Below are 26,220 nucleotides of genomic sequence, written 5' to 3' on the forward strand. Positions count from 1 at the left end.
GCTCAGCCCTTGTTGTCGGCAATGCGCACGCGCGGATCGAGCATGCTGTAGACGATGTCCACCACCAGGTTGATCAGGATAAACAGCGTCACGATCACCATCAGGTAGGCGACGATCACCGGCCGGTCCAGCAGCTGGATCGAGTCGATGATCAGCTTGCCCATGCCGGGCCAGGCAAAGATCGATTCGGTCACGATCGCGAATGCGATGATCGAGCCGAACTGCAGCGCGATCACGGTGACGATCGGGATCAAAATGTTCTTCAGCACATGCACGCCGACGATGCGCGTATTGGACAGGCCCTTGGCGCGCGCGAACTTGACGTAGTCCTGCAGCATCGCCTCCTGCGTGCCGGCGCGCGTGAGCCGGATCACCATGGCGATGTTCAGCAGCGACAGCGTCACCGCCGGCAGCACCAGGTGGCGGATGCCGTCGACGGTCAGGAAGCTGAGCGGGATGCCGAGCACGCGCACGGTCTCGCCGCGGCCGTTGGACGGCAGCCAGCCGAGCTGCACCGCGAACACCATGATCAGCATCAGGCCGACCCAGAACGTGGGCAGCGAGAAGCCCAGGATCGACACCGTCATGATTGACTTGCCCGCCACGCCGTTGGGCCGCAACCCGGCCCACAGCCCCAGCGGGATGCCGAGCACGATCGCCAGCAGGATCGCGCACACGGCCAGCTCCATGGTGGCCGGCATGCGCTCGAAGATCAGCTTGAGCGCCGGCGTGCCGTGCGCGAACGAGGTACCGAGGTTGCCCTGCAGCGCATTCTGCAGGAACACCCAGTATTGCTCCCATAGCGGCTTGTCCAGGCCAAGCGCCGCGATGGTGCGCTTGATGTCCTCCTGGTCGGCCTGCGGGTTGATCAGGATGTCGACGGGATTGCCGATGGCAAAGACGCCGAGGAAAACCAGCAGCGACATGACGAAGAGCACCACTACGCTCTGCATCAGGCGCCGGATGATGAAAACCAGCATATAAAGACCACTATCCTTTCGCGCGCGAATGCGCACGCCGCCCGGGAGCGCCATGCGCTTCCAGGCGGCGCGGCAGCCATGCGCGGCACCGCGAACTCAGCAGCAGGCAGCCTGCTTACCGGGGCTTGACTTACTGGGGCTTGAAGTTATGCGCGTAGGTGCGCTCGTCGGTACGCGGCACGTAGACGATGCCCTTCTGCGTGGCCCAGGTGGTCACCTGCTGGTGGATCGGGATGATACCGCCATCGTTGATCGCGATCGCGGTGGCTTCCTGCAGCATCTTGGAGCGTTCGGCGTCATTCACGGTAGACAGCGCCTGTTCCAGCACCACATCCATCTTGGGGTTGCAGTATTCACCCCAGTTGGTGGTGCCAAAGCCCTTCTTGCTGTCCTCGCACGCCAGCAGCGCGCGCAGCGGCGAGCTGACCTCGCCGGTCTGCGCGCCCCACCCGAGCAGGCCGAACGACCACTCGTGCTTGATGCCCTTGGACGAGTACGTCGCCATCGGCATGCCTTCGACCTTGGTGGCGATGCCGATGCGGGTCAGGTTCTGCGCGATCGTCTGCGCGATCTTCTCGTCGTTGACGTAGCGGTTGTTGGGCGTGTGCAGCGTCACGCCGAAGCCGTTCGGGTAGCCTGCCTGGGCCAGCAGCTTCTTGGCGCCTTCGGGGTCGTACTTGACCGTCTTCAGGTTGGGGTTGTAGCCGAACAGCGTGGGCGGCACCAGGTTGTTGGTCGGCTCCGACAGGCCTTCCATCAGGCGGTCCTTGATGCCCTGCCGGTTGATCGCCATGCTGATGGCATTGCGCACGCGCGCATCCTTCAGCGGGTTCTTGTCCAGCGGCGCGCCTTCCTTCGTGGTGACGTAGGGCGACTTGTCGCGCTTGGCATCGAAATACAGGTAGATCACGCGGTGCGAGATCTTGGAAAAGAACGACAGCTTGGGATCCTGCCGCACCTTGGGCAGGTCGGGCGTCGGCACGTTCTCGATCGCCTGCACGTCGCCCGACAGCAGCGCCGCCAGACGCGTGGCCGGATTCGGGATGAAGCGCAGCGTGGCCTTTTCCCACGCCGGCTTGGCGCCCCAGTAGTTGTCGTTGCGCACCAGTTCGACCCGGTCGTCGCGGGCGTAGCTGACGAACTTGAACGGCCCGGTGCCGATCATGCCCTTGCCCTGGGCGAAGTCGTCCGAGCTCAGGCCCTGCGTCGCCTTTTTCTGCACGATGAAGATCGACGTCAGGTCGTTCAGCATCAGCGGGTACGGCTTGTTGGTGGTCAGCTGGATGGTGTACTTGTCGATCACCTTCTTGTTGACGATCGCCTTGGTGTAGACATCGAACTTGCCCGGGCTGTTCTGGATGGTAGCCGGGCGGTCCAGCGACCAGACGATGTCTTCGGTGGTCAGCTCGGAACCGTCATGGAACTTCACGCCCTGGCGGATCTTGAATTCCCAGGTCAGGTTGTTGACCAGCTTCCAGGACTCGGCCAGGCCGGGAATGATGCGGCTGTCCGGGTCCATCTTCACCAGCGAGTCGAAGATGTGCTCCGACACGTTGATATTGGAGAACAGGTTGTAGAAATGCGGATCCATCGAGGTCGGCGGCGAACTCATGGCCAGTTTGAGGTCCGCGGCCTGGGCGCTGCCGGACCATGCCAGGCCAAGGGCCCCGGCCACGGCGACAACACCGATTGCCTTCTTGAAAGTGCGAAGGGACATCGCGCAATTCTCCCTGTAGGAAGTGAAGCAGACGTTTTAGGATCGGCAATGCACGCGCCGCGGGTCACGCGGCAGGTCGCGCACGGGCGCTGCTTTTTGGTGCGCTATCTGGCGCAGCGATGCAGCGCAAAACGGCAATTTGCCGGCCGGACACTTCAAGCATGAACTGTTCCAGCAGTCGACATATCCCGGCAATGCGGGGAAACCCACACCGTTTGGCATATTGCACCGCGCCATTCGCTGCATGAGGCACGAACCGGCGCATTTTGGCGCTTTTCCGAGAGGCATCGTATGATCGGGGGTATCCGACGCCTACCCGGCGCGCCACGCCCAGACTCCGGCATCATGAAGCTCATCCCCGAAATCCTGCAGGCGCAAGCTGAAATCCGCGCGATCCGCCGCGATATCCACGCGCATCCGGAACTCTGCTTCGAAGAACAGCGCACCGCCGACGTGGTCGCCCGCAACCTCGAGTCGTGGGGCATCGAAGTGCATCGCGGCCTCGGCACCACCGGGCTGGTCGGGGTGATCCGCAATGGCGGCAGCGCGCGCACCATCGGCCTGCGCGCCGACATGGACGCCCTGCCGCTGCAAGAGGCCAACACCTTCGGCCACTGTTCGCAGCATGCGGGCAAGATGCATGCGTGCGGCCACGATGGCCATACCGCGATGCTGCTCGGCGCGGCGCGCTACCTGGCGCAGCACAAGCCCTTCGACGGCACCGTGCACCTGATCTTCCAGCCGGCCGAGGAAGGCGGTGGCGGCGCGCGCGAGATGATCAAGGACGGGCTGTTCTCGCGTTTTCCCTGCGATGCGGTGTTCGGCGTGCACAACTGGCCCGGCATGCCGGTCGGCGCTTTCGGCACGCGCGTGGGTCCGCTGATGGCTTCGAGCAATGAATTCCGCATCGTCGTGCGCGGCAAGGGTGCGCATGCGGCCATGCCGCACAATGGCAACGATCCGGTCTTCACTGCCGCGCAGATCGTCTCGGCGCTGCAAGGGATCATCACCCGAAACAAGCGCCCGATCGATACCGCAGTGATCTCGGTCACGCAGTTCCATGCCGGCGACGCCACCAATATCGTGCCGAACGAAGCCTGGATCGGGGGCACGGTGCGCACGTTCACGGTGCCGGTGCTCGACCTGATCGAGCGCCGCATGGAGGAAGTGTCCCGCGCCGTCGCGAGCGCGTTCGACTGCACCGTCGACTACGAATTCCACCGCAACTATCCGCCCACGATCAATACCGAGGCCGAGACCGGCTTTGCCGCCACGGTGGCCGCCGAACTGGTGGGCGAAGCCAATGTCGACAGCGATATCGAGCCGACCATGGGCGCCGAGGATTTCTCCTTCATGCTGCAGGAAAAGCCAGGCTGCTACCTGTTCCTCGGCAACGGCGACGGCGCGCATCGCGACAGCGGGCATGGCATGGGGCCCTGCATGCTGCATAACCCCAGCTACGATTTCAACGACGAACTGCTGCCGGTGGGCTCGACCTTCTTCGTGCGGCTGGTGGAGAAATGGCTGGCGCCCGCGTGACAACTAGAACTCAAGGCGCAGCCTGCAGGCAAAATCGATAACAGCGCATTCGCGCAAGACAGGGGGAGCATCTGCATGGGCCGCTCGGCGCTTGATCGCGGGACGGCGCGCAGCTTTGCGCGCGTGGCGCTGGACAATATCCTGCGCCGCTATCCGTACAAGGTGGATCACATGATGTGCGCCACCGGCGACGTGGCCGAGCCGGCGACCTGGCACCCGGCCTTCTGCGGCAGCTACGACTGGCATTCGAGCGTGCATATGCACTGGCTGCTGGTGCGGCTGCTGGCGCTGTACCCGGACCTCGATGAAGCTGCCGAACTCCGCGATGCCCTCGACGCGCAGCTGCGGCCGCAGCATATCGCGGTCGAACTGGACTATTTCCATCGACCCGGTTCGCGGACGTTCGAACGTCCGTATGGCTGGGGCTGGGTGCTGAAGCTGCAGGCGGAATTGCTGGCACTGGCGCAGCAGGATCCGCGCGCCGCGGCATGGGCCGACGCGTGCGCGCCGCTCGCCTCGCACCTGTCGCGGCAATTGGCCGAGTTTCTGGACGCGGCGGATTTCCCGGTGCGCACCGGCACGCACTTCAACAGCGCCTTTGCCTGCGTAATGGCGCTGGCCTACGCGCGCGCGACGCAGGACACGGCCTTGCGGCGCGCCATTGTGCGGCGCGCGCACCGCTGGTTCGGGCACGACCGCAGCTATCCGGCGCGCTATGAGCCAGGCGGCGATGAGTTCCTGTCGGGCGGCATGACCGAAGCCGTATTGATGCATGCCGTCATGGACGGCAGCGCATTCGGGCAATGGTGGGAAATGTTCGTGCCGGGCGCGGCGGAACTGGCCAACTGGCTGACGCCAGTGGAGGTCGCTAATCGCAGCGATCCCAAGACGTCACATCTCGACGGGCTGAACCTGTCGCGCGCCTGGTGCTGGCGCCTGCTGGAGCCGGCGTTGCCGGAATCGCTGCGCCCGCTGGCCGTGCGCGCCTGGTCCGACCATATCGAGGCATCGCTGCCCTATGCCGTTGCCGGCGAGTATGTCTCGACACACTGGCTGGCCTCGTTCGCGGTGCTGGCGATGGCCGAGCCGGTCGGCGGCTGAAGCCGCCGCTTTGCCATCAGTCCAGCGCGATGTCCCCGTACCAGGATTCCGCGTTGCTCCGGGTGTTGTCGGTATCGGTCATGATGCCGACCGCAATCACTCGCCCAGGATCGGTGCCGAACGCCTTGCGGTAATCGGCGCGCAGGTCGCGTTCGTGGCATCGCCACTCATTGGCATGCTTCGTGCCGCTATCGACCACGATCATGCGCACACGGTCGGTATGCGGATTGGCCACCACCGAGCCTTCGGCGCGCTTGCCGCCCCAGATATACATCAGTGTGGCGTAGGGCATTTCCCGCCCGGTGGTGAGCCGTGCCATCTCGTACATCAGCTGGTCTTTCAGCGGCAGGCTGCCCTTGTCGCCATCGAAGGCGACGAACAGGCGCAGCGGAGAATCCTCGCGCGGACCGTGGCTGTTGTCGGCATTGCGGATGATGCCGCTGGTCTTCCAGCTCCAGCGCACCATGCCGGCATCGCGGTCGTGCAGGGGAACGTAGAGGCCTGACGCCGAGCTTTCGGCCTGCGCGTGGACGACGACGCGCTGGTCGACTTCGACTATCGAATAGCGCGTCGGGGTCTTGTTGCGGTTGATGGTCCAGGGCTGCCAGCCGATCGGCAGGCGGCCGTCACGCGGGGCAACCGAGAACAGCGGCAGCGTGGCACGGGTCTGGGGCTCGTCGGCGGCGTCTTCACCGTCGTCCCCGGCGTCTGCCTCCGCAGCCCGGGCACTGGCGGCGGCAAGCGGATCGCTCGGGGCGGCCGGCGCAACCTCGCCGCCGGCCGCGCGCTGCTCGGCGGCGACCTGGGCCGCGGCGTAAGCGCCCATGCGCTTGGCAAACGCCTGACAATCGACCGCCGAGGCCGTTGCCAGGGATGGCGTGTCAGCAGTGGAAGCGGAAGAACCCGTGGAACCAGGAGAAATGGATGCGCATCCTGCCAGCATCAGCGCGCTGGCCGCGCCAGTAAAAACCAGCCGAAACACCTTGGCCGTCATGTAACCCCTCGAATCCCGAAACTGGCCCTGCTTCCTTGGCAAGGACCTGTCTATTGCTCACTGCTTGCTGCCTGCAAACGGCTTCGTGCCGCTTGTGGACACTTAAAGGTCGAACATAGCAGAAGGTTTGCGGGGCCGGAATGCTGACGTACCCGGGATGCGGCGGGAATACAACGGGGTTTTTGATGTTGTCGCCGTTTGTGAGGTGTTGTCGGTTGTGGGAGCGGCTTTGTCGCGGTTGGTGACAGGCCCGCCGTTGAGGCTTCGCCGTCGCTGCTGATGACGTGCTGTCGGCCGTTGAACCGACAGACCGCAAGGCCGGATATAAGTCTGCAACCAGTCCTGCTCAAGCCAGAATGGTCGTCTTACCTTGCAAACGGGGCGCGTTCATATAAGTGACCCGCCCAGGAGGGCGGAACCAGGCGCTTCAACGGCCGACAGCTGTCACCAGCAACGCCAGCATGGCGCCAACCACCTTGTAGCAAAAATCAAAACTCAAAAAGCAAAAACCCCTCGCAGCACACGCTGTCGAGGGGTTTTGCACAATAAGAGCCTGGCGATGACCTACTTTCACACGGGTAATCCGCACTATCATCGGCGCGGAGCTGTTTCACGGTCCTGTTCGGGATGGGAAGGGGTGGTTCCAGCTCGCTATGGTCACCAGGCATGAGGGGTTGTGGCGCTGGGGTTCAAGCCAGCGTCACGAATCGGGATGTAGTTGGGGTTGTGCGTATCTGGCACAGACACGATCACACACACCAGGTGAAACACACTGGTTATAGGATCAAGCCTTACGGGCAATTAGTACTGGTTAGCTTAACGCATTACTGCGCTTCCACACCCAGCCTATCAACGTCCTGGTCTCGAACGACCCTTCAAGGAGGTCAAGCCTCCAGGGAATCCTCATCTTCAGGCGAGTTTCCCGCTTAGATGCTTTCAGCGGTTATCTCTTCCGTACATAGCTACCCTGCGATGCCTCTGGCGAGACAACAGGTACACCAGCGGTACGTCCACTCCGGTCCTCTCGTACTAGGAGCAGCCCCCGTCAAGATTCCAACGCCCACGGCAGATAGGGACCAAACTGTCTCACGACGTTTTAAACCCAGCTCACGTACCTCTTTAAATGGCGAACAGCCATACCCTTGGGACCGGCTACAGCCCCAGGATGAGATGAGCCGACATCGAGGTGCCAAACACCGCCGTCGATATGAACTCTTGGGCGGTATCAGCCTGTTATCCCCAGAGTACCTTTTATCCGTTGAGCGATGGCCCTTCCATTCAGAACCACCGGATCACTATGTCCTGCTTTCGCACCTGCTCGACTTGTCGGTCTCGCAGTTAAGCACGCTTTTGCCATTGCACTTTAGGTACGATGTCCGACCGTACCAAGCGTACCTTCGAACTCCTCCGTTACACTTTGGGAGGAGACCGCCCCAGTCAAACTGCCTACCATGCACTGTCCCGACCCGGATTCACGGGCCAAGGTTAGAACCTCAAACAAACCAGGGTGGTATTTCAAGGACGGCTCCACGTGAACTGGCGTCCACGCTTCAAAGCCTCCCACCTATCCTACACAGATCGGTTCAAAGTCCAATGCAAAGCTACAGTAAAGGTTCATGGGGTCTTTCCGTCTAGCCGCGGGGAGATTGCATCATCACAAACACTTCAACTTCGCTGAGTCTCGGGAGGAGACAGTGTGGCCATCGTTACGCCATTCGTGCAGGTCGGAACTTACCCGACAAGGAATTTCGCTACCTTAGGACCGTTATAGTTACGGCCGCCGTTTACCGGGACTTCAATCAAGAGCTTGCACCCCATCATTTAATCTTCCGGCACCGGGCAGGCGTCACACCCTATACGTCCACTTTCGTGTTTGCAGAGTGCTGTGTTTTTATTAAACAGTCGCAGCCACCATTTTATTGCAACCCCTTCACCCTTCTGGCGCAGGCCAGTCAAGCTACCAGGGCGTACCTTATCCCGAAGTTACGGTACCAATTTGCCGAGTTCCTTCTCCCGAGTTCTCTCAAGCGCCTTAGAATACTCATCTCGCCCACCTGTGTCGGTTTGCGGTACGGTCTCGTATGACTGAAGCTTAGAGGCTTTTCTTGGAACCACTTCCAATTGCTTCGCAGCACTAGGCCGCTCGCCCCACATCCTTGAATCCCGCGCCCGGATTTGCCTGAGCGCCTTCTCCAATGCAGGGACCGGGACTTCCAACACCCGGACAACCTTCCGCGATCCGTCCCCCCATCGCATCATACGACGGTGCAGGAATATTAACCTGCTTCCCATCAGCTACGCATCTCTGCCTCGCCTTAGGGGCCGACTCACCCTACGCCGATGAACGTTGCGTAGGAAACCTTGGGCTTACGGCGAGGGGGCCTTTCACCCCCTTTATCGCTACTCATGTCAGCATTCGCACTTCTGATACCTCCAGCATCCTTTACAAGACACCTTCACAGGCTTACAGAACGCTCTCCTACCACGCACTTGCGTGCGTCCGCAGCTTCGGTATATAGCTTAGCCCCGTTACATCTTCCGCGCAGGACGACTCGATCAGTGAGCTATTACGCTTTCTTTAAAGGGTGGCTGCTTCTAAGCCAACCTCCTGACTGTTTTAGCCTTCCCACTTCGTTTCCCACTTAGCTATATTTGGGGACCTTAGCTGGCGGTCTGGGTTGTTTCCCTCTTGACACCGGACGTTAGCACCCGATGTCTGTCTCCCGTGATTGCACTCTTCGGTATTCGGAGTTTGCTATGGCGGGGTAATCAGCAATAGACCCCCCAACCATGACAGTGCTCTACCCCCGAAGGTGAGACACGAGGCACTACCTAAATAGTTTTCGGAGAGAACCAGCTATTTCCAGATTTGTTTAGCCTTTCACCCCTATCCACAGCTCATCCCCTAACTTTTCAACGTTAGTGGGTTCGGTCCTCCAGTACGTGTTACCGCACCTTCAACCTGGCCATGGATAGATCATCTGGTTTCGGGTCTACACCCAGCGACTCAACGCCCTGTTCGGACTCGCTTTCGCTACGCCTGCCCTAATCGGTTAAGCTTGCCACTGAATGTAAGTCGCTGACCCATTATACAAAAGGTACGCCGTCACCCGTTTCCAGGCTCCGACTGTTTGTATGCATGCGGTTTCAGGATCTATTTCACTCCCCTCCCGGGGTTCTTTTCGCCTTTCCCTCACGGTACTGGTTCACTATCGGTCGATCACGAGTATTTAGCCTTGGAGGATGGTCCCCCCATCTTCAGACAGGATTTCACGTGTCCCGCCCTACTTGTCGTACACCTAGTTCCACAACGCTGTTTTCGCATACAGGGCTATCACCTGCTAGGGCCGGGCTTTCCATCCCGTTCTGCTAACAACACTGCTAAAGAGTACAAGGCTCTTCCCATTTCGTTCGCCACTACTTTGGGAATCTCGGTTGATTTCTGTTCCTGCAGCTACTTAGATGTTTCAGTTCGCCGCGTTCGCTTCCCACACCTATGGATTCAGTGTGGGATGACCCATACGGGCCGGGTTTCCCCATTCGGACATCTCCGGATCAAAGCTTGTTTGCCAGCTCCCCGAAGCTTTTCGCAGGCTACCGCGTCCTTCATCGCCTGTGATCGCCAAGGCATCCACCACATGCACTTGTTCGCTTGACCCTATAACAAGTGTGTCTCAAGCTTGCGCTCATGACACCGCTCACTACAGGTTGAGTTCTCGCATTTGTGCCGTATTCCAAGTCATCTTTCGATCACTTTAAATACATTTTGGTTGATACAATCACAACCCGGTATCGCGTTTGCTACTGCAGCGTCTCATCAACGCTCGCGCGACACCTTTACTACATCCCATATTGTTAAAGAACAGCCGATCCGCAGGTCAGACCCGCGATCGCTTGGCAATGCCAAATGCAAACGCTCAATTCTTAAGCGCTTGCATTTGGCGGCCAACCAAAGTTACCAGGCAGTGGTGGAGGATGACGGGATCGAACCGACGACCCCCTGCTTGCAAAGCAGGTGCTCTCCCAGCTGAGCTAATCCCCCCTCGGATAACTTGGTGGGTCTGGTAGGACTTGAACCTACGACCCCCGCCTTATCAAGACGGTGCTCTAACCACCTGAGCTACAGACCCTTGGCTGTAACAGCAAACAAACCGATAAGTGTGAACGCTAGGCTTGAGACACAAGCCTCTGGAAAGGAGGTGATCCAGCCGCACCTTCCGATACGGCTACCTTGTTACGACTTCACCCCAGTCATGAACCCTGCCGTGGTAATCGCCCTCCTTGCGGTTAGGCTAACTACTTCTGGCAAAACCCACTCCCATGGTGTGACGGGCGGTGTGTACAAGACCCGGGAACGTATTCACCGCGGCATGCTGATCCGCGATTACTAGCGATTCCAGCTTCACGTAGTCGAGTTGCAGACTACGATCCGGACTACGATGCGTTTCTGGGATTAGCTCCCCTCGCGGGTTGGCAACCCTCTGTACGCACCATTGTATGACGTGTGAAGCCCTACCCATAAGGGCCATGAGGACTTGACGTCATCCCCACCTTCCTCCGGTTTGTCACCGGCAGTCTCTCTAGAGTGCTCTTGCGTAGCAACTAGAGACAAGGGTTGCGCTCGTTGCGGGACTTAACCCAACATCTCACGACACGAGCTGACGACAGCCATGCAGCACCTGTGTCCACTTTCCCTTTCGGGCACCTAAGGCATCTCTGCTTCGTTAGTGGCATGTCAAGGGTAGGTAAGGTTTTTCGCGTTGCATCGAATTAATCCACATCATCCACCGCTTGTGCGGGTCCCCGTCAATTCCTTTGAGTTTTAATCTTGCGACCGTACTCCCCAGGCGGTCAACTTCACGCGTTAGCTACGTTACTGAAGAAATGAATCCCCAACAACTAGTTGACATCGTTTAGGGCGTGGACTACCAGGGTATCTAATCCTGTTTGCTCCCCACGCTTTCGTGCATGAGCGTCAGTGACGTCCCAGGGGGCTGCCTTCGCCATCGGTATTCCTCCACATCTCTACGCATTTCACTGCTACACGTGGAATTCTACCCCCCTCTGACATACTCTAGCCTGACAGTCACAAGCGCCATTCCCAAGTTAAGCTCGGGGATTTCACGCCTGTCTTATCAAACCGCCTGCGCACGCTTTACGCCCAGTAATTCCGATTAACGCTCGCACCCTACGTATTACCGCGGCTGCTGGCACGTAGTTAGCCGGTGCTTATTCTTCCGGTACCGTCATCCACGCCAGGTATTAACCAGCGCGATTTCTTTCCGGACAAAAGTGCTTTACAACCCGAAGGCCTTCTTCACACACGCGGCATTGCTGGATCAGGGTTGCCCCCATTGTCCAAAATTCCCCACTGCTGCCTCCCGTAGGAGTCTGGGCCGTGTCTCAGTCCCAGTGTGGCTGATCGTCCTCTCAGACCAGCTACTGATCGTCGCCTTGGTAGGCTCTTACCCCACCAACTAGCTAATCAGACATCGGCCGCTCCTGTAGCGCGAGGCCTTACGGTCCCCCGCTTTCACCCTCAGGTCGTATGCGGTATTAGCTAATCTTTCGACTAGTTATCCCCCACTACAGGGCACGTTCCGATGTATTACTCACCCGTTCGCCACTCGCCACCAGGCCGAAGCCCGTGCTGCCGTTCGACTTGCATGTGTAAGGCATGCCGCCAGCGTTCAATCTGAGCCAGGATCAAACTCTTCAGTTCAATCTCTGTGTGGGTCCGAAGACCCTCGCTCTTTCGAGCGGTCGCTCACTCTCAGAAAACTGACTGACCAGATCCGAAGACCCAGTCACGTTTTGCTGTGCGAGCACTGTATAACTTGTGAAGCAACACTGTCCGAAGACAGCGGCGTCCGCTACCCAGCGCCCACACTTATCGGTTGTTTGTTTGTTAAAGAACTTCGCTTCCCGGCTTTGCCGTTCAGCGCGCTGCGTTGTCTGCAGCAGAGAAACGAGATTATGCAGAGCTTTCTTCGTTTCGTCAACCGTTGCAGCAATCTTTTTTTGCTGCGGCCAGCGCTGCCAACTTCGCTGCGCCAACCTTGCGGTCGACCTCGCAACCCTTGCTGCGTCTGCCTTGCAGCGCTGCGTTGTGTGTTGCGAGGGGGCGAATATTAGGCCGGTTCCACGGACCTTGCAACATCTTTGTCACAGCGCTCAGCTAGGGGTTCGCGTGATTATGTCGTAACCCTTTGAGCAATAAAGGAAAACCTCAAGATGGCCAGCGCGGCGGCCCTTGAATACCCCCGCGCTGCCGTCAGGTATTCCCCTATCAAGTTTTCAGCGATGCTGGAAATTAGGGGCGCGCTTCTCTACGAAAGCGGCCATGCCTTCCTTCTGGTCTTCACTGGCAAAGGTGGAATGGAACAGCCGGCGCTCGAAGTGCACGCCTTCATTGAGCGTGGTCTCGTAAGCGGCGTTGACCGACTCCTTGATCATCATGACCACCGGCAGCGAGAACCCGGCGATGGTTTCGGCGGCGGCCAGCACTTCGTCCAGCAGCTTGTCGGCCGGCACCACGCGCGACACCAGGCCCGAGCGCTCGGCTTCGGCGGCGTCCATCATGCGCGAGGTCAGGCACAGGTCCATCGCCTTGGCCTTGGACACCGCGCGCGGCAGGCGCTGCGTGCCGCCGGCGCCGGGCATGGTGCCGAGCTTGACCTCCGGCTGGCCGAACTTGGCCGAGTCCGCCGCGATGATGATGTCGCACATCATCGCCAGTTCGCAGCCACCGCCCAGCGCGTACCCCGCCACGCCAGCAATCACCGGCTTACGGATCTTGCGGATGGTTTCCCAGTTGCGGGTGATGTAGTCGCCCTTGTAGACATCCATGAAGGAGTACTTGGCCATCATGCCGATATCGGCGCCGGCGGCGAAGGCGCGGTCGCTGCCGGTAATGACGATGGCGCCGATGCCCTCATCCTGGTCGAACGCCGTCAGCGCGGCACCCAGTTCATCCATCAGCGCGTCGTTGAGCGCGTTCAGCGCCTTGGGGCGGTTCAGCGTAACCAGACCAACGCGGCCGCGCGTCTCGACCAGGATGTTTTCGTACGGCATGTCTTCTCCTATGTATTGGCAATCAAATGGCAGCGTCCGCCACCGGCTGCGGGCTATTCTGCCACCTGTCGCGGCCTGGCGGCGCTGTTCCCTGTTCAGAGCATGTGCGCCAGGAATTCCCGGGTGCGTGCATGGGCGGGAGAGCCGAACACCTCGGCAGGCGCGCCTTCCTCGAGGATCCTGCCCTCGTCCATGAACACGACGTGGTTGGCCACTTCGCGCGCAAACCCCATCTCATGCGTGACAACCAGCATGGTCATATGCTCGTCCGCCAGTTGCCGCATGGTGCGCAGTACTTCCCCGGTCAGTTCCGGATCGAGCGCGGAGGTCGGCTCGTCGAACAGCATGATGTCGGGCTCCATCGCCAGCGCGCGCGCAATCGCCACGCGCTGCTTCTGCCCGCCGGACAGGCGCGCCGGATAGTTGTCCCGCTTGGCCAGCAGCCCGACCTTGCGCAACAGTTCCTCGGCCTTGGGCACCGCCGCGTCGCGCGACAGCCCCTTGACGGTCATCGGTGCCTCGATGATGTTCTGCAGCACCGTCATGTGCGGGAACAGGTTGAACGACTGGAACACCATACCCATCTTGCGGCAGATGCGGCGGACTTCCGCCTCCGGCACATACCTGGAGGCACCGTCGGGGCCAGCGGCCGCCAGCGCTTCGCCTTCGATGTCGATGGTGCCGCGGTCGATCACCTCGAGATGGTTCAGGCAGCGCAGCAAGGTGCTCTTGCCCGAGCCCGACGGCCCGATCACCGCGGTGACATCGCCCTTGCGCAGCGTCAGCGAGACGCCGCGCAGGACCTGCAGCGATCCGAACGACTTGAAGATGTCCCGCGCCGCGATCATGATGCCGGGCGCTTGGTCAGAGGTGGCGCCATTCGGGCTAGTCATCATGTTTGGCATAGCGTTTTTCGAGATTCTGGAAGAACCAGGTCAGAATCAGCGTCATCACCAGATAAAACAGCGCGGCGACCAGGAAAGGCGTGGTCGTGAAATCGCGCTGCACGATGCCGCGCGCGGTGCGCAGGATATCGTTGAGGGCGAGCACGTAGATCAGCGACGTGTCCTTGATCAGCGTGATGGTTTCATTGCTGACCGGCGGCAGGACGCGGCTGACCATCTGCGGCAGCACGACCCGGCGCATGGTCTGGAAGTACGTCATGCCCAGCGCCTTGCTGGCTTCATACTGGCCGCGGTCGACGGACTTGATCCCGGCGCGGAAGATTTCCGCGAAGTACGCGGCGTAGTTGAGCGCGAACGCCACCACCGCCGCGGGAAAATCGGGCAGCCTCACGCCGATGACCGGCACGAACGGCAGCGCGAAATAGATAAACAGCATCTGCAGCATCAGCGGCGTACCGCGCATCAGCCAGATGTAGCCATTGACCGCACCGCTCAGCAGCGGCCATGACGAGATGCGCGCGAGCGCCAGCGCCAGCCCCAGCGGCACCGACAGGGCGAGCGTGATGACGAACAGGGTGAGCGTGACTTTCGCACCCTGCGCCAATGGCCCCAGTAGAGATAAGACGTAATCCATGTTCGCGCGAACAGAAGGAGGAAGGATTCCAGGCAGCGGGCCGTCGCGCGGCCAGCGCCCGAGTCCGGAAGGAAGCCGGCACCCTGCCCGAACCGCGCAGGGCGCCGGCTGGCGCCTGGATTACTTGGTGATATCGGTGCCGAACCACTGGGTGGCGATGCGGGCGGCGGTGCCGTCCTGCTTCATCGATGCCAGGGTCTTGTCGAGCTTGCCGAGCAGATCGGCGTCATCCTTGCGGACGCCGACGCCGTACTCCTCGGTACCGAAGTTCTCTTCGAGCACGCGGTATTCGCCGGCGCGCTTGCTGATCAGGTAGCGGCCCACCACTTCATCCACCACGATCGCGTCGAGGCGGCCGGCGGACAGGTCCATCAGTGCTGTCACGTTGTCGCCGAAAGTCTTGAGCTCCTTCAGGCTGGCGGAGACCTGGCCTTCCTTCTTGATGGCGTCCACCGCGCTGCTGCCGTCCTGCGCGCCGACGATGCGGCCGGCCAGGTCCGCCTTGGCCTTCACCGGCGAATTGGTGCCGACGATGACGATCTGGTGGTTGGTCATATAGGGCGCGGTGAAGCTGATGTTCTTCTTGCGCTCGTCGGTGATGGTCAGCCCGTTCCACAGCACGTCCACGCGCTTGCCGTTCAGTTCGGCTTCCTTGGCGCTCCAGTCGATCGGCTTGAATTCGACGGCCATGCCGAGACGGCGGCTGGCCTCTTTCGCCATATCGATATCGAAGCCGGCCAGCTCGTTATTGGTATCGCGGAAGCCCATGGGCGGGAAATTGTCATCCAGGCCGACGATGATCTTGCTGGCGGCGGCGCTGCCCGTGCCGGCGGCCGGTGCGGATTCGTTCTTGCCGCACGCGGCGAACAGCGCCACGGACGAGGCCAAAAGGAGTGCTGCGAACTTCTTCATAGGGAGATCCAGTGCGGAAATGGGGGAATCAGTGAAACAGTCTTGCGTGCCGGCGCGTAACGGGCACCAGCGATGCTGCAATTGTTGTTGGCAGCGCGATTATAGAGCGACACGGGGTGCCGGCATTGCGGTCGCCATCCCGATTGCGGAACGCGATCGCGGGTTAGTACTAATAAGGCACCTCGGTCCGGCGCCCTTACGCTGAGCGAATAGCTCACGCATGCAGTATTTAGTGCTACCATTTGCCGACCGACTGGTCGGTTTATTTTAGCGGCGCCAGCCCCGCGCCGACCGCAAAGAACACCAGGCAGGAGACAAACATGCCCCCGATGTCCACGCCCGCTGGCCAGCCGGTCAGCCTCGATGCCGGCCCCATCCTGCTCCAATGGCAGGGGTCCGTCGCGGTAATCACGCTGAACCGCCCCGACAAGCTCAACAGCTTCACCCGCGAGATGCACAAGGCGCTGCAGCAGGCGCTCGACCATGTCGAGGCCGGCGGCGCGCGGGCGCTGCTGCTGACCGGCGCCGGGCGCGGCTTCTGCGCTGGTCAGGACCTGGCCGACCTGGATTTCACGCCCGGCCGGATGACCGACCTCGGCGAACTGATCGACACCTGGTTCAACCCGCTGATCCGTCGGCTGCAGGCGCTGCCATTGCCGGTGGTAGCCGCAGTCAACGGCACCGCCGCCGGCGCCGGCGCCAACCTGGCGCTGGCCTGCGACATGGTGCTGGCCGCGCGCTCGGCCAACTTTATCCAGGCCTTCGTCAAGATCGGGCTGGTGCCGGATTCCGGCGGCACCTGGCTGCTGCCCAAGCGCATCGGCATGGCGCGCGCGCTCGGGCTGGCGATGACCGGCGAGCGCCTGTCCGCCGAGGAAGCCGAGAAATGGGGCCTGATCTGGGAAGCCATGGACGATCCGCTGCTGCCCGAGCAGGCGCTGGCGCTGGCCACGCACCTGGCCGCGCAGCCGACCCGGGCGCTGGCCTCGATCAAGCGCGCCATGTACGCCAGCGCGACCGCCACCCTCGACACCCAGCTCGACCTGGAACGCGACCTGCAGCGTGAGCTCGGCCAGTCGGCGGACTATGCGGAAGGCGTCAATGCCTTCCTGGAAAAGCGCGCCGCCCGATTTACCGGCAAGTAAGCGCTTCAGGGCGCCTGCACGGCGCCACCCCGCCCCCCAAGGAGACCACGTTGCACAAGGACCCCCAGGCCCTCGCCGAAGCGGCCGCGGCCGCCATGTATGAAGCCGACACCTGCAGCCGCTGGCTCGGGATCACCGTTGAAGCGGTCCGCCCCGGCTATGCCCGGCTGACCATGCCGGTACGCAATGAATTCCTGAACGGCCACGGCATCTGCCACGGCGGCCTGATGTTCACGCTGGCCGATTCGACCTTCGCGTTCGCCTGCAACAGCCATAACATCAATACCGTGGCAGCCGGCTGCAGCATCGAGTTCCTCAAACCCGTGCACGGCGGCGACGTGCTGACCGCAGAGGGGATCGAGCAGACCCTGTCGGGCCGCCACGGCATCTACGACATCCGCGTGACCAACGCCGCCGGCGAGGTGGTGGCGTTGTTCCGCGGCAAGTCGGCGCATATCAAGGGCCATGTCGTGCCGCCGGATACCGTCGCCTGAACACCGCAGCCACCAAGATAACCGCCCCCCGTGCAGGAGACGACATGAGCACGCGCCTGACCGATCTGCCCCTGGACCCGATCGAGACCGCCAGCCGCGCCGAGCTGCAGGCCCTGCAGCTGGAGCGGCTGAAATGGTCGCTCCACCACGCCTACGCCAATTCGCCGGTGTACCGCCGCAAGTTCGACGAGGCCGGCGTCCATCCCGACCAGCTGCAATCGCTGGCCGACCTGGCGCGCTTTCCGTTCACCAGCAAGCAGGACCTGCGCGACAATTACCCGTTCGGCATGTTCGCCGTGCCGCAGGACCGCGTGGCGCGCGTGCATGCTTCGTCCGGCACCACCGGCAAGCCCACGGTGGTCGGCTACACGCTCCAGGACATTGATAACTGGGCGACGGTGATGGCGCGCTCGATCCGGGCCTCCGGCGCGCGCCGGGGCGACAAGGTACATATCAGCTATGGCTACGGCCTCTTCACCGGCGGGCTGGGCGCGCACTACGGCGTCGAGAAAGCCGGCCTGACGGCAATCCCGTTCGGCGGCGGCCAGACCGAGCGCCAGGTCCAGCTGATCCTGGACTTCAAGCCCGAGATCATCATGGTCACGCCCAGCTACATGCTGGCGATCGCCGACGAGTTCGAGCGCCAGGGCGTCGACCCGGCCACCAGCTCGCTGCGCGTGGGCATCTTCGGCGCCGAGCCGTGGACGCCCGAAATGCGGCTGGCGATCGAGAAGCGCATGGGCATTTCCGCGGTCGATATCTACGGGCTGTCCGAGGTGATGGGCCCGGGCGTGGCCAATGAATGCGCCGAAACCAAGGACGGCCCGACCATCTGGGAAGACCACTTCTACCCGGAAATCATCGACCCGAATACCGGCGAAGTGCTGCCCGATGGCGAATTCGGCGAGCTGGTCTTTACCTCGCTGACCAAGGAAGCGATGCCGGTGGTGCGCTACCGGACCCGCGACCTGACCCGCTTGCTGCCGGGTACGGCGCGGCCGGCCTTCCGCCGCATGGAAAAGGTCACCGGCCGGACCGACGACATGATGATCGTGCGCGGCGTCAACGTGTTCCCGTCACAGATCGAGGAACTGATCCTGAAGCAGGCCGAGCTGGCGCCGCACTACCAGTGCGTGCTGGGCAAGGACGGCCATATGGATACGTTGACGGTGCGTGTGGAATGCGCCCATGGCAGCGAGCTGGCGCGTGCGCAGTCTGCGCGCGAGCGGCTGGCGCACGAGATCAAGTCTTATATCGGGGTGACCGCCACCATCGAGGTGCTGCCGGAGGGAGGCATCGAGCGTTCGGTGGGGAAGGCGAAGCGGATCGTGGACCAGCGGCCGCGGTGATGGCCCAGGGCCATTAAGAATTCCGCCGCTTTGCTCCCCTCTCCCGCTTGCGGGAGAGCGGTTGGGGGAGAGGGGAGACAACATTCGCAGTATTAGCCTGATCGGCTGGCCTCAGCTACGCGGCATCAGCACCCACATCCGGCCGCCCTGCTTCATCCGCCCCGCCGTCTCGCCCGCCGCATCGCCGGCGCCCCAGAAGAAATCGGCGCGCACGCCGCCCTTGATGGCGCTGCCCGTATCCTGCGCAAACATCAGCCGCTGGATCGGTTCGGTCGACAGCGGGCGCGTGGTCGACAGGAACACCGGCACGCCCAGCGGAATGGTGGCGGGGTCCACCGCGATCGAGCGCTCGGCGGTCAGCGGCACGCCCAGCGCGCCCACCGGGCCGTCATTGTTCGGCGGCAGCTCGCGGAAGAACACGAAGCGAGGATTGACGTTCAGCATCTCGTCGACGCGCCCCGGGTTGGCCCGCGCCCACGCCTTGATGCCCTGCATGGTGGCCTGCGCCGGCGTGATCTCGCCGCGGTCCAGCAGCCATTTGCCGAACGAGCGGAACGGCTGGTCGTTGGTGCCGCCGAAGCCGACCCGCATCATGGTGCCGTCCGCCATGCGGATCCGGCCCGAGCCCTGGATCTGCAGGAAGGCGGCCTCGACCGCGTCATCCACCCACACCAGCTCGTTGCCGCGCATGGCCGGGTTCTGCAGCAGCTCGGCGCGGCCCGGCAGCGGGCGGTTGCCGAACTGCGCCGGCTTGCGGTAAAGCGGCACCTGGAAGCGCCCCTGCCGCGTGCGCGAGCCGTGCAGGATGGGCTCGTAGTAGCCGGTGATCAGCCCGCTGTCGGTGCCGTCGCCGTTGACCACGCGGAACGGCTGGAAGTTGGTCTCGAAATAGGCGCGCATGGCGTTGAGGTCACCGGCGTCGACCATCATGCCGGCGGCGCAGGCTCGGCTCCACTCGGCGCGCTTCTTCAGCGCCTGGCAGCTGGCCTGCAGCGCGGGCCAGGCCGCGCGCACGTCGTCCTGGGTCCAGCCGCCGATGTCGTTCCAGCTGGCGGCCTGCAGCTGGCCTTTCTGGGTCGACGAAGCGGGCGGCGTGCTGCCGGACGGGCCGGTCTCGATGCGCGGCGGCGGGCCGCTCATGCAGCCGGCCAGCAGCGCGCCGGCGCCGGCGAGCGCCAGCCAGGCGCGGGCACGGGCGCCAGCGCGCGCAGTGAAACCTGGGAGAGAAATCGAAAGCGAATCCGCGTATGCCATCTTGCTTGTTGTTCAGTGTCCCGCGCAGTGTCCCGCGACCGGTGCCGGCCCGGCAGGGATCGCACCGGGCAGTTGCCCTACAATCCCACCGTCATCTGTCATCTGTCATCGCCACCGCCGCATCCGCCATGAGCAAGTTCTTCGAAGCCCATCCCATGCTGCTGTTCGCCCTCGAGGCCGGCGTGGCGCTGTTCCTGCTGATCTTTATCGTGGTCTGGACCATGGGCACGGCCAAAAAGAACCCGCGCCCGACCCGCGCGCCCGACGACCACCCGTCGCGCCAGCCGCAGGAATCCACGCAGGGCCGGCAAACGCCGGCGCAGGAACAGGACAGCGCGAAGCGCCAGTAGGTTCCCGCTTCGAGGCTTCCCGGCTTCCGGCTGGGCGCGCGCTCAGTGCAGCATGCGCGGCAGCACCAGCGCGAATTCGGGGATCGGCACCTCGAAACGGTGGCCGTCCTCGGCCACGCAGAAGTATTCGCCCTTCATCGACCCGACCGGCGTCGAGATGGTGGCCCAGCTGGTGTATTCGAAATGCTCGCCCGGCTTCAGCAGCGGCTGGTGGCCCACCACGCCCAGGCCGGCGACTTCCTGCGTGCCGTTGTCGCTGTCGGTGATGATCCAGTGGCGCGAGATCAGCTGCGCCGCCACCTCGCCAGTGTTGTGGATGGTGATGGTGTAGGCGAAGGCATGGCGCCCGCGCTCGGGATCGGACTGGTCCGGCAGGTACTGGGTGCGCACCGACACGGAGAAGGCGTATTCGCTCATCTTGGGCAGGGCCGGCGGCAGCATCGGCCGGCAGGGGAATGGGGTAGCCGCATTGTGCGGGATGGCCGCGGGACGGGCAAGGGTGCCGGCCGGACGCGATCGCACCGGGCGGGCGTAGAATATCGGTCTTTCAACGCCTTGCCGCCGCCCGCCGTGCGCCCCGGCCGCCCCTGCTGCGGCGGCGCCTTCGGCCCGCCGCAGCGGCGATAACAGCATTCCCTGCATTCACCGCCCGCCAAAATGACCCAACCCACCTTCCGCATCGCCCCCTCCATCCTGTCCGCCGATTTCGCCCGCCTGGGCGAGGAAGTCCGCCGCGTGACCGAGGCCGGCGCCGACTGGATCCACTTCGACGTGATGGACAACCATTACGTGCCCAACCTGACCGTGGGCCCGCTGGTGTGCGAGGCGATCCGTCCCCACGTGACCGCCCCCATCGACGTGCACCTGATGGTGCGCCCGGTAGACCGGATCATCCCGGACTTTGCCAAGGCCGGCGCCAATATCATCACCTTCCACCCGGAAGCCAGCGAGCACGTCGACCGCTCGCTCGCGCTGATCCGCGATAACGGCTGCCAGGCCGGCCTGGTGTTCAACCCCGCCACCCCGCTGCACCACCTGGACCACGTGATGGACCGCCTGGACGTGATCCTGCTGATGTCGGTCAACCCCGGCTTCGGCGGCCAGTCGTTCATCCCCGAGACGCTGAACAAGCTGCGCGCGGTGCGCCAGCGTATCGACGCATACACTGCCCGCACCGGCCGCACCATCCTGCTGGAAGTGGACGGCGGCGTGAAGGTCGACAATATCGCCGAGATCGCCGCGGCCGGCGCAGACACGTTCGTGGCGGGCTCGGCCGTGTTCGGCAAGCCCGACGGCGACGGCGGCTACCGCGGCATCATCTCGGCGCTGCGCGGCGAACTGGCGAAGGTTGGCCGATGACTGCGGGCGTGGCACTGCGCCGCACCGACTGGAGCGGCATCGAAGGGGTGATCGTCGACCTGGACGGCACCATGGTCGATACGGCGGGCGACTTCCACGCCTCGATCAACGCCATGCTGCTGGCGCTGGGCCGCCAGCACCCCAACCTGGGGCCGGTGGCGCCGATGTCCGAGCAGGAAATCGTCAGCTACGTCGGCAAGGGCTCGGAAAACCTGATCCGGCGCGTGCTCGACGCGCGCTTCTCGCCGCTGCACGCCAACAGCCTCTTTGCCGATGCCTACGCGCTGTACGACCGCGAGTACATCCGCATCAACGGCCAGTTCTCGCAGGTCTACCCGGGCGTTCGCGAAGGCCTGGCGGCAATGAAGACAGCCGGCCTGAGGCTGGCCTGCGTGACCAACAAGCCCTTCGGCTTCACCGAGCCGCTGCTGGCCAAGACCGGGCTGGCGGCATATTTCGAGCTGGTCTACGGCGGCGATGCGTTCCAGCTGCGCAAGCCCGACCCGTTCCCGCTGCTCAAGGTGGCGGAAGTGTTCCGGCTGGATCCGTCGGCGATGGCGGCCCTTGGTGACTCGGAAAACGACGCCCAGGCGGCCCGAGCGGCGGGCATGGGCGTGCTGCTGGTGCCCTATGGCTACAACCATGGCAATCCTGTACAAGCCGTCGAGGCCGATGGTATAGTCGACACCATTGCCCACGCCGCAGCGCTGTTTGCGGCACACCGGGCAGGTCATCGATAGGGTCGCTCTCAACAAGGTCGATCATCAGGTCGATCGCGACTGAAATCCCTGAACATTCAATGTTTCTCAACCGCAAACGCATCTCTTCTGGCAGTGATCGGCAGGCTTGGCCCTGGCGTCGCTGGCGCGCCTTCCAACAGGCGTAAAGTGCGTTCGCGAGTCTGCTGACGCGCCCTCTACCCGAGGGCGTCGTGACAACCGGCTGAGGGTCCAACCCCGTGCCGGGCATCCCACCCAAACCCGCCAAAAGCCAGCGCAGCGGAAATTCTCTGCTACGTTTAGCTCAAGAACGCGCCGCACGCCCTTCCCCGGCCGTGTGCAGTCTTGTCCGCAACTTGCCTGCACCACGGCCCGCCAAACGGGGCGGGTATCCATTCGCTCCAGCCTGATTGCCGAAATGCGGCGCCGCGCCCAACCTCATCGCGCAGCGACGCCGCACAAGAGGACCGCAAGAGGACCGACATGACCGAACTGGAATTCAAATCGCTGGCCGACCAGGGCTACAACCGCATCCCGCTGATCGCCGAGGCCTTTGCCGACCTGGAAACGCCGCTGTCGCTGTACCTGAAGCTGGCCCAGTCGCAGACGCGCGGGGTCAACACCTTCCTGCTGGAGTCGGTGGTCGGCGGCGAGCGCTTCGGGCGCTATTCCTTCATCGGCCTGCATGCGCGCACGCTGCTGCGCGCCTTCGGCAACCGCACCGAGGTGGTGACCGACGGCAAGGTGGTGGAAACGCACGAAGGCAATCCGCTCGACTTCATCGCCGAGTTTGAAGGCCGCTTCAAGGTCGCGCTGCGCCCGGGCCTGCCCCGCTTCTGCGGCGGCCTGGCCGGCTACTTCGGCTACGACGCGGTGCGCTATATCGAGAAGAAACTCGCCAGCACGCAGAAGCCCGACGACCTGAACCTGCCCGATATCCAGCTGCTGCTGTGCGAAGAGCTGGCCGTGATCGACAACCTGTCGGGCAAGCTCTACCTGATCGTCTACGCCGACCCGACCACGCCCGAAGCCTATCCCCGCGCCCGCCAGCGCCTGCGCGAGCTGCGCATGAAGCTGCGCCAGCCGGTGGACGTGCCGGTAACCAGCCCGTCGGTGCAGACCGAGGTCTACCGCGAATTCGCCAAGGCGGACTACCTGAACGCCGTGCACAAGGCCAAGGAATACATCATGGCCGGCGACATGATGCAGGTGCAGATCGGCCAGCGGCTGATGAAGCCCTACCGCGACTCGCCGCTGTCGCTGTACCGCGCTCTGCGTTCGCTGAACCCGTCGCCGTACATGTATTTCTACAACTTCGGCGACTTCCAGGTGGTGGGCGCGTCGCCGGAAATCCTGGTGCGCCAGGAGGAACGCAAGGTCGGCACCAATGGCGACAACGGCGGCGACACCCGCAGCGAACACATCGTCACCATCCGCCCGCTGGCCGGCACCCGTCCGCGCGGCAATACGCCGGAAAAGGACGCCCAGCTTGCCACCGAGCTGCTCAACGATCCCAAGGAAATCGCCGAGCACGTGATGCTGATCGACCTGGCGCGCAACGATATCGGCCGCATCGCCCAGACCGGCTCGGTCAAGGTCACCGACAAGATGGTGATCGAGAAGTACTCGCACGTGCAGCATATCGTCAGCTCGGTCGAAGGCACGCTGCGCGAAGGCATGAGCAACCTCGACGTGCTGCGCGCGACCTTTCCCGCCGGCACGCTGTCGGGCGCGCCCAAGGTGCATGCGATGGAAATCATCGACGAGCTGGAGCCGCGCAAGCGCGGCATCTACGGCGGCGCGGTGGGCTACCTCTCGTTCGGCGGCGAGATGGACCTGGCCATTGCCATCCGCACCGGCATCATCAAGGACGGCAATCTCTACGTGCAGGCCGCCGCCGGCATCGTTGCCGATTCGGACCCCGAGGCCGAATGGAGGGAAACCGAAGCCAAGGCGCGCGCCGTGATCCGCGCCGCCGAGCAGGTCCAGGATGGCCTGGACTCCGATATCTGAGAGAACAGGAGACAGACGCCATGCTGCTGATGATCGACAACTACGATTCGTTCACCTACAACCTGGTCCAATACTTTGGCGAACTGGGGGTGGAGGTGCACACCTACCGCAACGACGAGATCACCATCGAAGAGATCGAGGCGATGAAGCCCGACCATATCTGCGTCTCGCCCGGCCCGTGCAGCCCCAAGGAAGCCGGTATCTCGGTGGCGGCGCTGCAGCATTTTGCCGGCAAGGTGCCGATGCTGGGCGTGTGCCTGGGCCACCAGGCTATCGGCGAGGCGTTCGGCGGCAAGGTGATCCGCGCCAAGCAGGTGATGCACGGCAAGGTCAGCACCATCGAGACCACGCAGCAAGGCGTGTTCAGCGGCCTGCCCAAGCACTTCGACGTGACGCGCTATCATTCACTGGCAATCGAGCGCGAGACCCTGCCCGATTGCCTGGAGATCACCGCCTGGACCCCGGACGGCGAAATCATGGGCGTGCGCCACAAGGCGCTCGCCATCGAAGGCGTGCAGTTCCATCCCGAGTCGATCCTGTCCGAGCATGGCCATGCGATGCTGGCCAACTTCGTCAAGGCGCCGCGATGAGACTGCTCGACGCCGCGCCTTCCAGCACCCAACACGCCATCCAGACTGTCAACGAGAACGCCATGATCACGCCGCAAGAAGCCCTGACGCGCTGCATCGAGCACCGCGAAATCTTCCATGACGAGATGCTGCACCTGATGCGGCAGATCATGCAGGCGCAGATCTCGCCGGTGATGGCCGCCGCGATCCTGACCGGCCTGCGCGTGAAGAAGGAAACCATCGGCGAGATCTCCGCCGCCGCGCAGGTGATGCGCGAGTTCGCCAACAAGGTGCCGGTGAAAGACCGCGAGAATTTCGTCGATATCGTCGGCACCGGCGGCGATGGCTCGCATACGTTCAATATCTCGACTGCTTCGATGTTCGTCGCCGCCGCGGCGGGTGCGAAGATCGCCAAGCACGGCAACCGTGGCGTCAGCTCCAAGTCGGGCAGCGCCGACGTGCTGGAGGCGCTCGGCGTCAACATCATGCTCACGCCCGAGCAGGTCGGCCAGTGCATCGAGCAGACCGGCATCGGCTTCATGTTCGCCCCTACGCACCATCCGGCGATGAAGAACGTCGCGCCGATACGCAAGGAAATGGGCGTGCGCACCATCTTCAATATCCTGGGCCCGCTGACCAACCCGGCCGATGCGCCCAATATCCTGATGGGCGTGTTCCACCCCGACCTGGTCGGCATCCAGGTGCGCGTGATGCAGCGCCTGGGCGCAAAGCACGCGATTGTCGTCTACGGCAAGGATGGCATGGACGAGGTGTCGCTCGGTGCCGCCACGCTGGTCGGCGAGCTGAAGGACGGCGAGGTGCGCGAGTACGAGATCCACCCGGAAGACTTCGGCCTGTCGATGGTCTCCAACCGCGGCCTGAAGGTGGCCGATGCGGGGGAATCGAAGGAGATGTTGCTGGAAGCGCTGTCCGACGTGCCCGGCACGCCGCGCGAGATCGTGTCGCTGAACGCCGGCACCGCGCTGTACGCCGCCAATGTGGCCGACTCGATCGAGGACGGCATCCGCCGCGCGCGCGAGGCCATCGCCAGCGGCGCTGCGCGCGAGAAGCTCGACCAGTTCGTGCGCGCCACGCAGCAATTCAAATAAGAG

Annotated in this window: 20 protein-coding genes, 2 tRNA genes and 3 rRNA genes; 11 read left to right on the plus strand and 14 right to left on the minus strand. The window is 63.0% G+C overall.

The features are described 5' to 3' along the window. Positions 1–2: 2 nt before the first annotated feature. Together AC5WJ1_RS14935 and AC5WJ1_RS14940 are read right to left on the minus strand one after the other, a co-directional pair. Entirely contained in the window at positions 3–980 is a 978-nt protein-coding gene (locus AC5WJ1_RS14935; RefSeq protein WP_133097974.1) for an ABC transporter permease, read from the minus strand. A gap of 130 nt (positions 981–1,110) precedes the next feature. Beyond that, complete coding sequence (locus AC5WJ1_RS14940; RefSeq protein ID WP_133097973.1) at positions 1,111–2,697, minus strand: ABC transporter substrate-binding protein; 1,587 nt, start codon at positions 2,695–2,697, stop codon at positions 1,111–1,113. 345 nt (positions 2,698–3,042) lie between these two features. Here AC5WJ1_RS14940 and AC5WJ1_RS14945 point away from each other — a divergent pair, with 345 nt between their 5' ends. Together AC5WJ1_RS14945 and AC5WJ1_RS14950 are read left to right on the plus strand one after the other, a co-directional pair. Further along, positions 3,043–4,236, plus strand: a complete 1,194-nt coding sequence (locus AC5WJ1_RS14945; protein ID WP_133097972.1) for a M20 aminoacylase family protein — start codon at positions 3,043–3,045, stop codon at positions 4,234–4,236. A 75-nt stretch (positions 4,237–4,311) separates the two neighbouring features. Next, positions 4,312–5,337 carry a DUF2891 domain-containing protein gene (locus AC5WJ1_RS14950; RefSeq protein ID WP_135705986.1) on the plus strand — a complete coding sequence of 342 codons (1,026 nt, stop codon included), beginning with the start codon at positions 4,312–4,314 and terminating at the stop codon, positions 5,335–5,337. 16 nt (positions 5,338–5,353) lie between these two features. Here AC5WJ1_RS14950 and AC5WJ1_RS14955 read toward each other — a convergent pair whose 3' ends face one another. The 10 genes from AC5WJ1_RS14955 to AC5WJ1_RS15000 form a co-directional block, all read right to left on the minus strand. Further along, positions 5,354–6,331: a DUF3047 domain-containing protein gene (locus tag AC5WJ1_RS14955; RefSeq protein ID WP_135705987.1), complete on the minus strand. Its 978-nt coding sequence runs from the start codon at positions 6,329–6,331 to the stop codon at positions 5,354–5,356. A gap of 551 nt (positions 6,332–6,882) precedes the next feature. Further along, a 5S ribosomal RNA gene (rrf, locus tag AC5WJ1_RS14960) occupies positions 6,883–6,996 on the minus strand. Between the two features lie 115 nt (positions 6,997–7,111). Beyond that, positions 7,112–9,989 (minus strand): 23S ribosomal RNA (locus tag AC5WJ1_RS14965). 308 nt (positions 9,990–10,297) lie between these two features. Further along, a tRNA-Ala gene (locus tag AC5WJ1_RS14970) sits at positions 10,298–10,373 on the minus strand. An 11-nt stretch (positions 10,374–10,384) separates the two neighbouring features. Next, positions 10,385–10,461: transfer RNA gene (locus tag AC5WJ1_RS14975), tRNA-Ile, on the minus strand. Between the two features lie 62 nt (positions 10,462–10,523). Then, positions 10,524–12,053, minus strand: a 16S ribosomal RNA gene (locus AC5WJ1_RS14980). The 16S, 23S and 5S rRNA genes sit together here with 2 tRNA genes alongside, the layout of an rRNA operon. Positions 12,054–12,628: 575 nt before the next feature. Then, positions 12,629–13,405: an enoyl-CoA hydratase gene (locus AC5WJ1_RS14985; RefSeq protein ID WP_133093532.1), complete on the minus strand. Its 777-nt coding sequence runs from the start codon at positions 13,403–13,405 to the stop codon at positions 12,629–12,631. Positions 13,406–13,500: 95 nt separating this feature from the next. Beyond that, entirely contained in the window at positions 13,501–14,253 is a 753-nt protein-coding gene (locus tag AC5WJ1_RS14990; protein ID WP_135706316.1) for an amino acid ABC transporter ATP-binding protein, read from the minus strand. A 37-nt stretch (positions 14,254–14,290) separates the two neighbouring features. Further along, positions 14,291–14,944: an amino acid ABC transporter permease gene (locus tag AC5WJ1_RS14995; protein WP_029048313.1), complete on the minus strand. Its 654-nt coding sequence runs from the start codon at positions 14,942–14,944 to the stop codon at positions 14,291–14,293. Between the two features lie 120 nt (positions 14,945–15,064). Continuing rightward, the gene (locus AC5WJ1_RS15000; RefSeq protein ID WP_135705988.1) at positions 15,065–15,856 is read right to left on the minus strand and encodes an amino acid ABC transporter substrate-binding protein; all 792 of its coding nucleotides are present in this window, start codon (positions 15,854–15,856) and stop codon (positions 15,065–15,067) included. 320 nt (positions 15,857–16,176) lie between these two features. Between AC5WJ1_RS15000 and paaG the strand changes: the two genes are divergently transcribed. Genes paaG through paaK form a run of 3 tightly spaced genes read left to right on the plus strand, consistent with a single transcriptional unit; the run spans position 16,177 to position 18,844 of the window. Next, positions 16,177–17,001, plus strand: a complete 825-nt coding sequence (gene paaG / locus AC5WJ1_RS15005; protein WP_434033371.1) for a 2-(1,2-epoxy-1,2-dihydrophenyl)acetyl-CoA isomerase PaaG — start codon at positions 16,177–16,179, stop codon at positions 16,999–17,001. Positions 17,002–17,051: 50 nt separating this feature from the next. Then, positions 17,052–17,495 (plus strand): hydroxyphenylacetyl-CoA thioesterase PaaI, encoded by a 444-nt coding sequence (gene paaI / locus AC5WJ1_RS15010; protein ID WP_133093529.1) that lies wholly within the window; start codon positions 17,052–17,054, stop codon positions 17,493–17,495. A gap of 44 nt (positions 17,496–17,539) precedes the next feature. Further along, entirely contained in the window at positions 17,540–18,844 is a 1,305-nt protein-coding gene (paaK, locus tag AC5WJ1_RS15015; RefSeq protein WP_135705989.1) for a phenylacetate--CoA ligase PaaK, read from the plus strand. A gap of 111 nt (positions 18,845–18,955) precedes the next feature. Here the strand turns inward: paaK and mltA are convergent, their stop codons facing one another. Beyond that, positions 18,956–20,098 carry a murein transglycosylase A gene (mltA, locus tag AC5WJ1_RS15020; RefSeq protein ID WP_195431006.1) on the minus strand — a complete coding sequence of 381 codons (1,143 nt, stop codon included), beginning with the start codon at positions 20,096–20,098 and terminating at the stop codon, positions 18,956–18,958. A 128-nt stretch (positions 20,099–20,226) separates the two neighbouring features. Between mltA and AC5WJ1_RS15025 the strand changes: the two genes are divergently transcribed. Then, positions 20,227–20,448, plus strand: coding sequence for a hypothetical protein (locus AC5WJ1_RS15025; protein ID WP_133093526.1), 222 nt, complete (start codon positions 20,227–20,229; stop codon positions 20,446–20,448). 42 nt (positions 20,449–20,490) lie between these two features. Here the strand turns inward: AC5WJ1_RS15025 and apaG are convergent, their stop codons facing one another. Beyond that, entirely contained in the window at positions 20,491–20,865 is a 375-nt protein-coding gene (apaG, locus tag AC5WJ1_RS15030) for a Co2+/Mg2+ efflux facilitator ApaG/CorD (protein ID WP_012353991.1), read from the minus strand. 240 nt (positions 20,866–21,105) lie between these two features. On the opposite strand from apaG, the gene rpe reads away from it, so the two are divergent. The 5 genes from rpe (at position 21,106) to trpD (ending at position 26,217) form a co-directional block, all read left to right on the plus strand. After that, positions 21,106–21,807 carry a ribulose-phosphate 3-epimerase gene (gene rpe / locus AC5WJ1_RS15035; protein ID WP_133093525.1) on the plus strand — a complete coding sequence of 234 codons (702 nt, stop codon included), beginning with the start codon at positions 21,106–21,108 and terminating at the stop codon, positions 21,805–21,807. Next, positions 21,804–22,547 (plus strand): phosphoglycolate phosphatase, encoded by a 744-nt coding sequence (gene gph / locus AC5WJ1_RS15040; RefSeq protein ID WP_135705991.1) that lies wholly within the window; start codon positions 21,804–21,806, stop codon positions 22,545–22,547. The genes rpe and gph overlap by 4 nt, the downstream gene beginning before the upstream one ends. Positions 22,548–23,009: 462 nt before the next feature. Continuing rightward, the gene (gene trpE, locus AC5WJ1_RS15045) at positions 23,010–24,539 is read left to right on the plus strand and encodes an anthranilate synthase component I (protein WP_133093523.1); all 1,530 of its coding nucleotides are present in this window, start codon (positions 23,010–23,012) and stop codon (positions 24,537–24,539) included. Positions 24,540–24,559: 20 nt separating this feature from the next. Beyond that, on the plus strand, positions 24,560–25,129 hold the full coding sequence (locus AC5WJ1_RS15050) for an aminodeoxychorismate/anthranilate synthase component II (RefSeq protein WP_133093522.1): 570 nt from the start codon (positions 24,560–24,562) through the stop codon (positions 25,127–25,129). A gap of 62 nt (positions 25,130–25,191) precedes the next feature. After that, the gene (gene trpD / locus AC5WJ1_RS15055; protein WP_133093544.1) at positions 25,192–26,217 is read left to right on the plus strand and encodes an anthranilate phosphoribosyltransferase; all 1,026 of its coding nucleotides are present in this window, start codon (positions 25,192–25,194) and stop codon (positions 26,215–26,217) included. Positions 26,218–26,220 lie beyond the last annotated feature (3 nt).

Source organism: Cupriavidus sp. MEYA8 (assembly GCF_059278825.1).

What these genes read in the sequence shown, in the direction of transcription:
- AC5WJ1_RS14995 (WP_029048313.1), bottom strand. Translation starts at nt 14,944, where the DNA reads ATGGATTACGTCTTATCTCTACTGGGGCCATTGGCGCAGGGTGCGAAA.
- paaK (WP_135705989.1), top strand. Translation starts at nt 17,540, where the DNA reads ATGAGCACGCGCCTGACCGATCTGCCCCTGGACCCGATCGAGACCGCC.
- trpD (WP_133093544.1), top strand. Translation starts at nt 25,192, where the DNA reads ATGATCACGCCGCAAGAAGCCCTGACGCGCTGCATCGAGCACCGCGAA.
- AC5WJ1_RS14945 (WP_133097972.1), top strand. Translation starts at nt 3,043, where the DNA reads ATGAAGCTCATCCCCGAAATCCTGCAGGCGCAAGCTGAAATCCGCGCG.
- AC5WJ1_RS15000 (WP_135705988.1), bottom strand. Translation starts at nt 15,856, where the DNA reads ATGAAGAAGTTCGCAGCACTCCTTTTGGCCTCGTCCGTGGCGCTGTTC.
- apaG (WP_012353991.1), bottom strand. Translation starts at nt 20,865, where the DNA reads ATGAGCGAATACGCCTTCTCCGTGTCGGTGCGCACCCAGTACCTGCCG.
- AC5WJ1_RS14990 (WP_135706316.1), bottom strand. Translation starts at nt 14,253, where the DNA reads ATGATCGCGGCGCGGGACATCTTCAAGTCGTTCGGATCGCTGCAGGTC.
- trpE (WP_133093523.1), top strand. Translation starts at nt 23,010, where the DNA reads ATGACCGAACTGGAATTCAAATCGCTGGCCGACCAGGGCTACAACCGC.
- gph (WP_135705991.1), top strand. Translation starts at nt 21,804, where the DNA reads ATGACTGCGGGCGTGGCACTGCGCCGCACCGACTGGAGCGGCATCGAA.
- AC5WJ1_RS15025 (WP_133093526.1), top strand. Translation starts at nt 20,227, where the DNA reads ATGAGCAAGTTCTTCGAAGCCCATCCCATGCTGCTGTTCGCCCTCGAG.
- rpe (WP_133093525.1), top strand. Translation starts at nt 21,106, where the DNA reads ATGACCCAACCCACCTTCCGCATCGCCCCCTCCATCCTGTCCGCCGAT.
- paaG (WP_434033371.1), top strand. Translation starts at nt 16,177, where the DNA reads ATGCCCCCGATGTCCACGCCCGCTGGCCAGCCGGTCAGCCTCGATGCC.
- AC5WJ1_RS15050 (WP_133093522.1), top strand. Translation starts at nt 24,560, where the DNA reads ATGCTGCTGATGATCGACAACTACGATTCGTTCACCTACAACCTGGTC.
- AC5WJ1_RS14985 (WP_133093532.1), bottom strand. Translation starts at nt 13,405, where the DNA reads ATGCCGTACGAAAACATCCTGGTCGAGACGCGCGGCCGCGTTGGTCTG.
- AC5WJ1_RS14950 (WP_135705986.1), top strand. Translation starts at nt 4,312, where the DNA reads ATGGGCCGCTCGGCGCTTGATCGCGGGACGGCGCGCAGCTTTGCGCGC.
- mltA (WP_195431006.1), bottom strand. Translation starts at nt 20,098, where the DNA reads ATGGCATACGCGGATTCGCTTTCGATTTCTCTCCCAGGTTTCACTGCG.
- AC5WJ1_RS14955 (WP_135705987.1), bottom strand. Translation starts at nt 6,331, where the DNA reads ATGACGGCCAAGGTGTTTCGGCTGGTTTTTACTGGCGCGGCCAGCGCG.
- AC5WJ1_RS14935 (WP_133097974.1), bottom strand. Translation starts at nt 980, where the DNA reads ATGCTGGTTTTCATCATCCGGCGCCTGATGCAGAGCGTAGTGGTGCTC.
- AC5WJ1_RS14940 (WP_133097973.1), bottom strand. Translation starts at nt 2,697, where the DNA reads ATGTCCCTTCGCACTTTCAAGAAGGCAATCGGTGTTGTCGCCGTGGCC.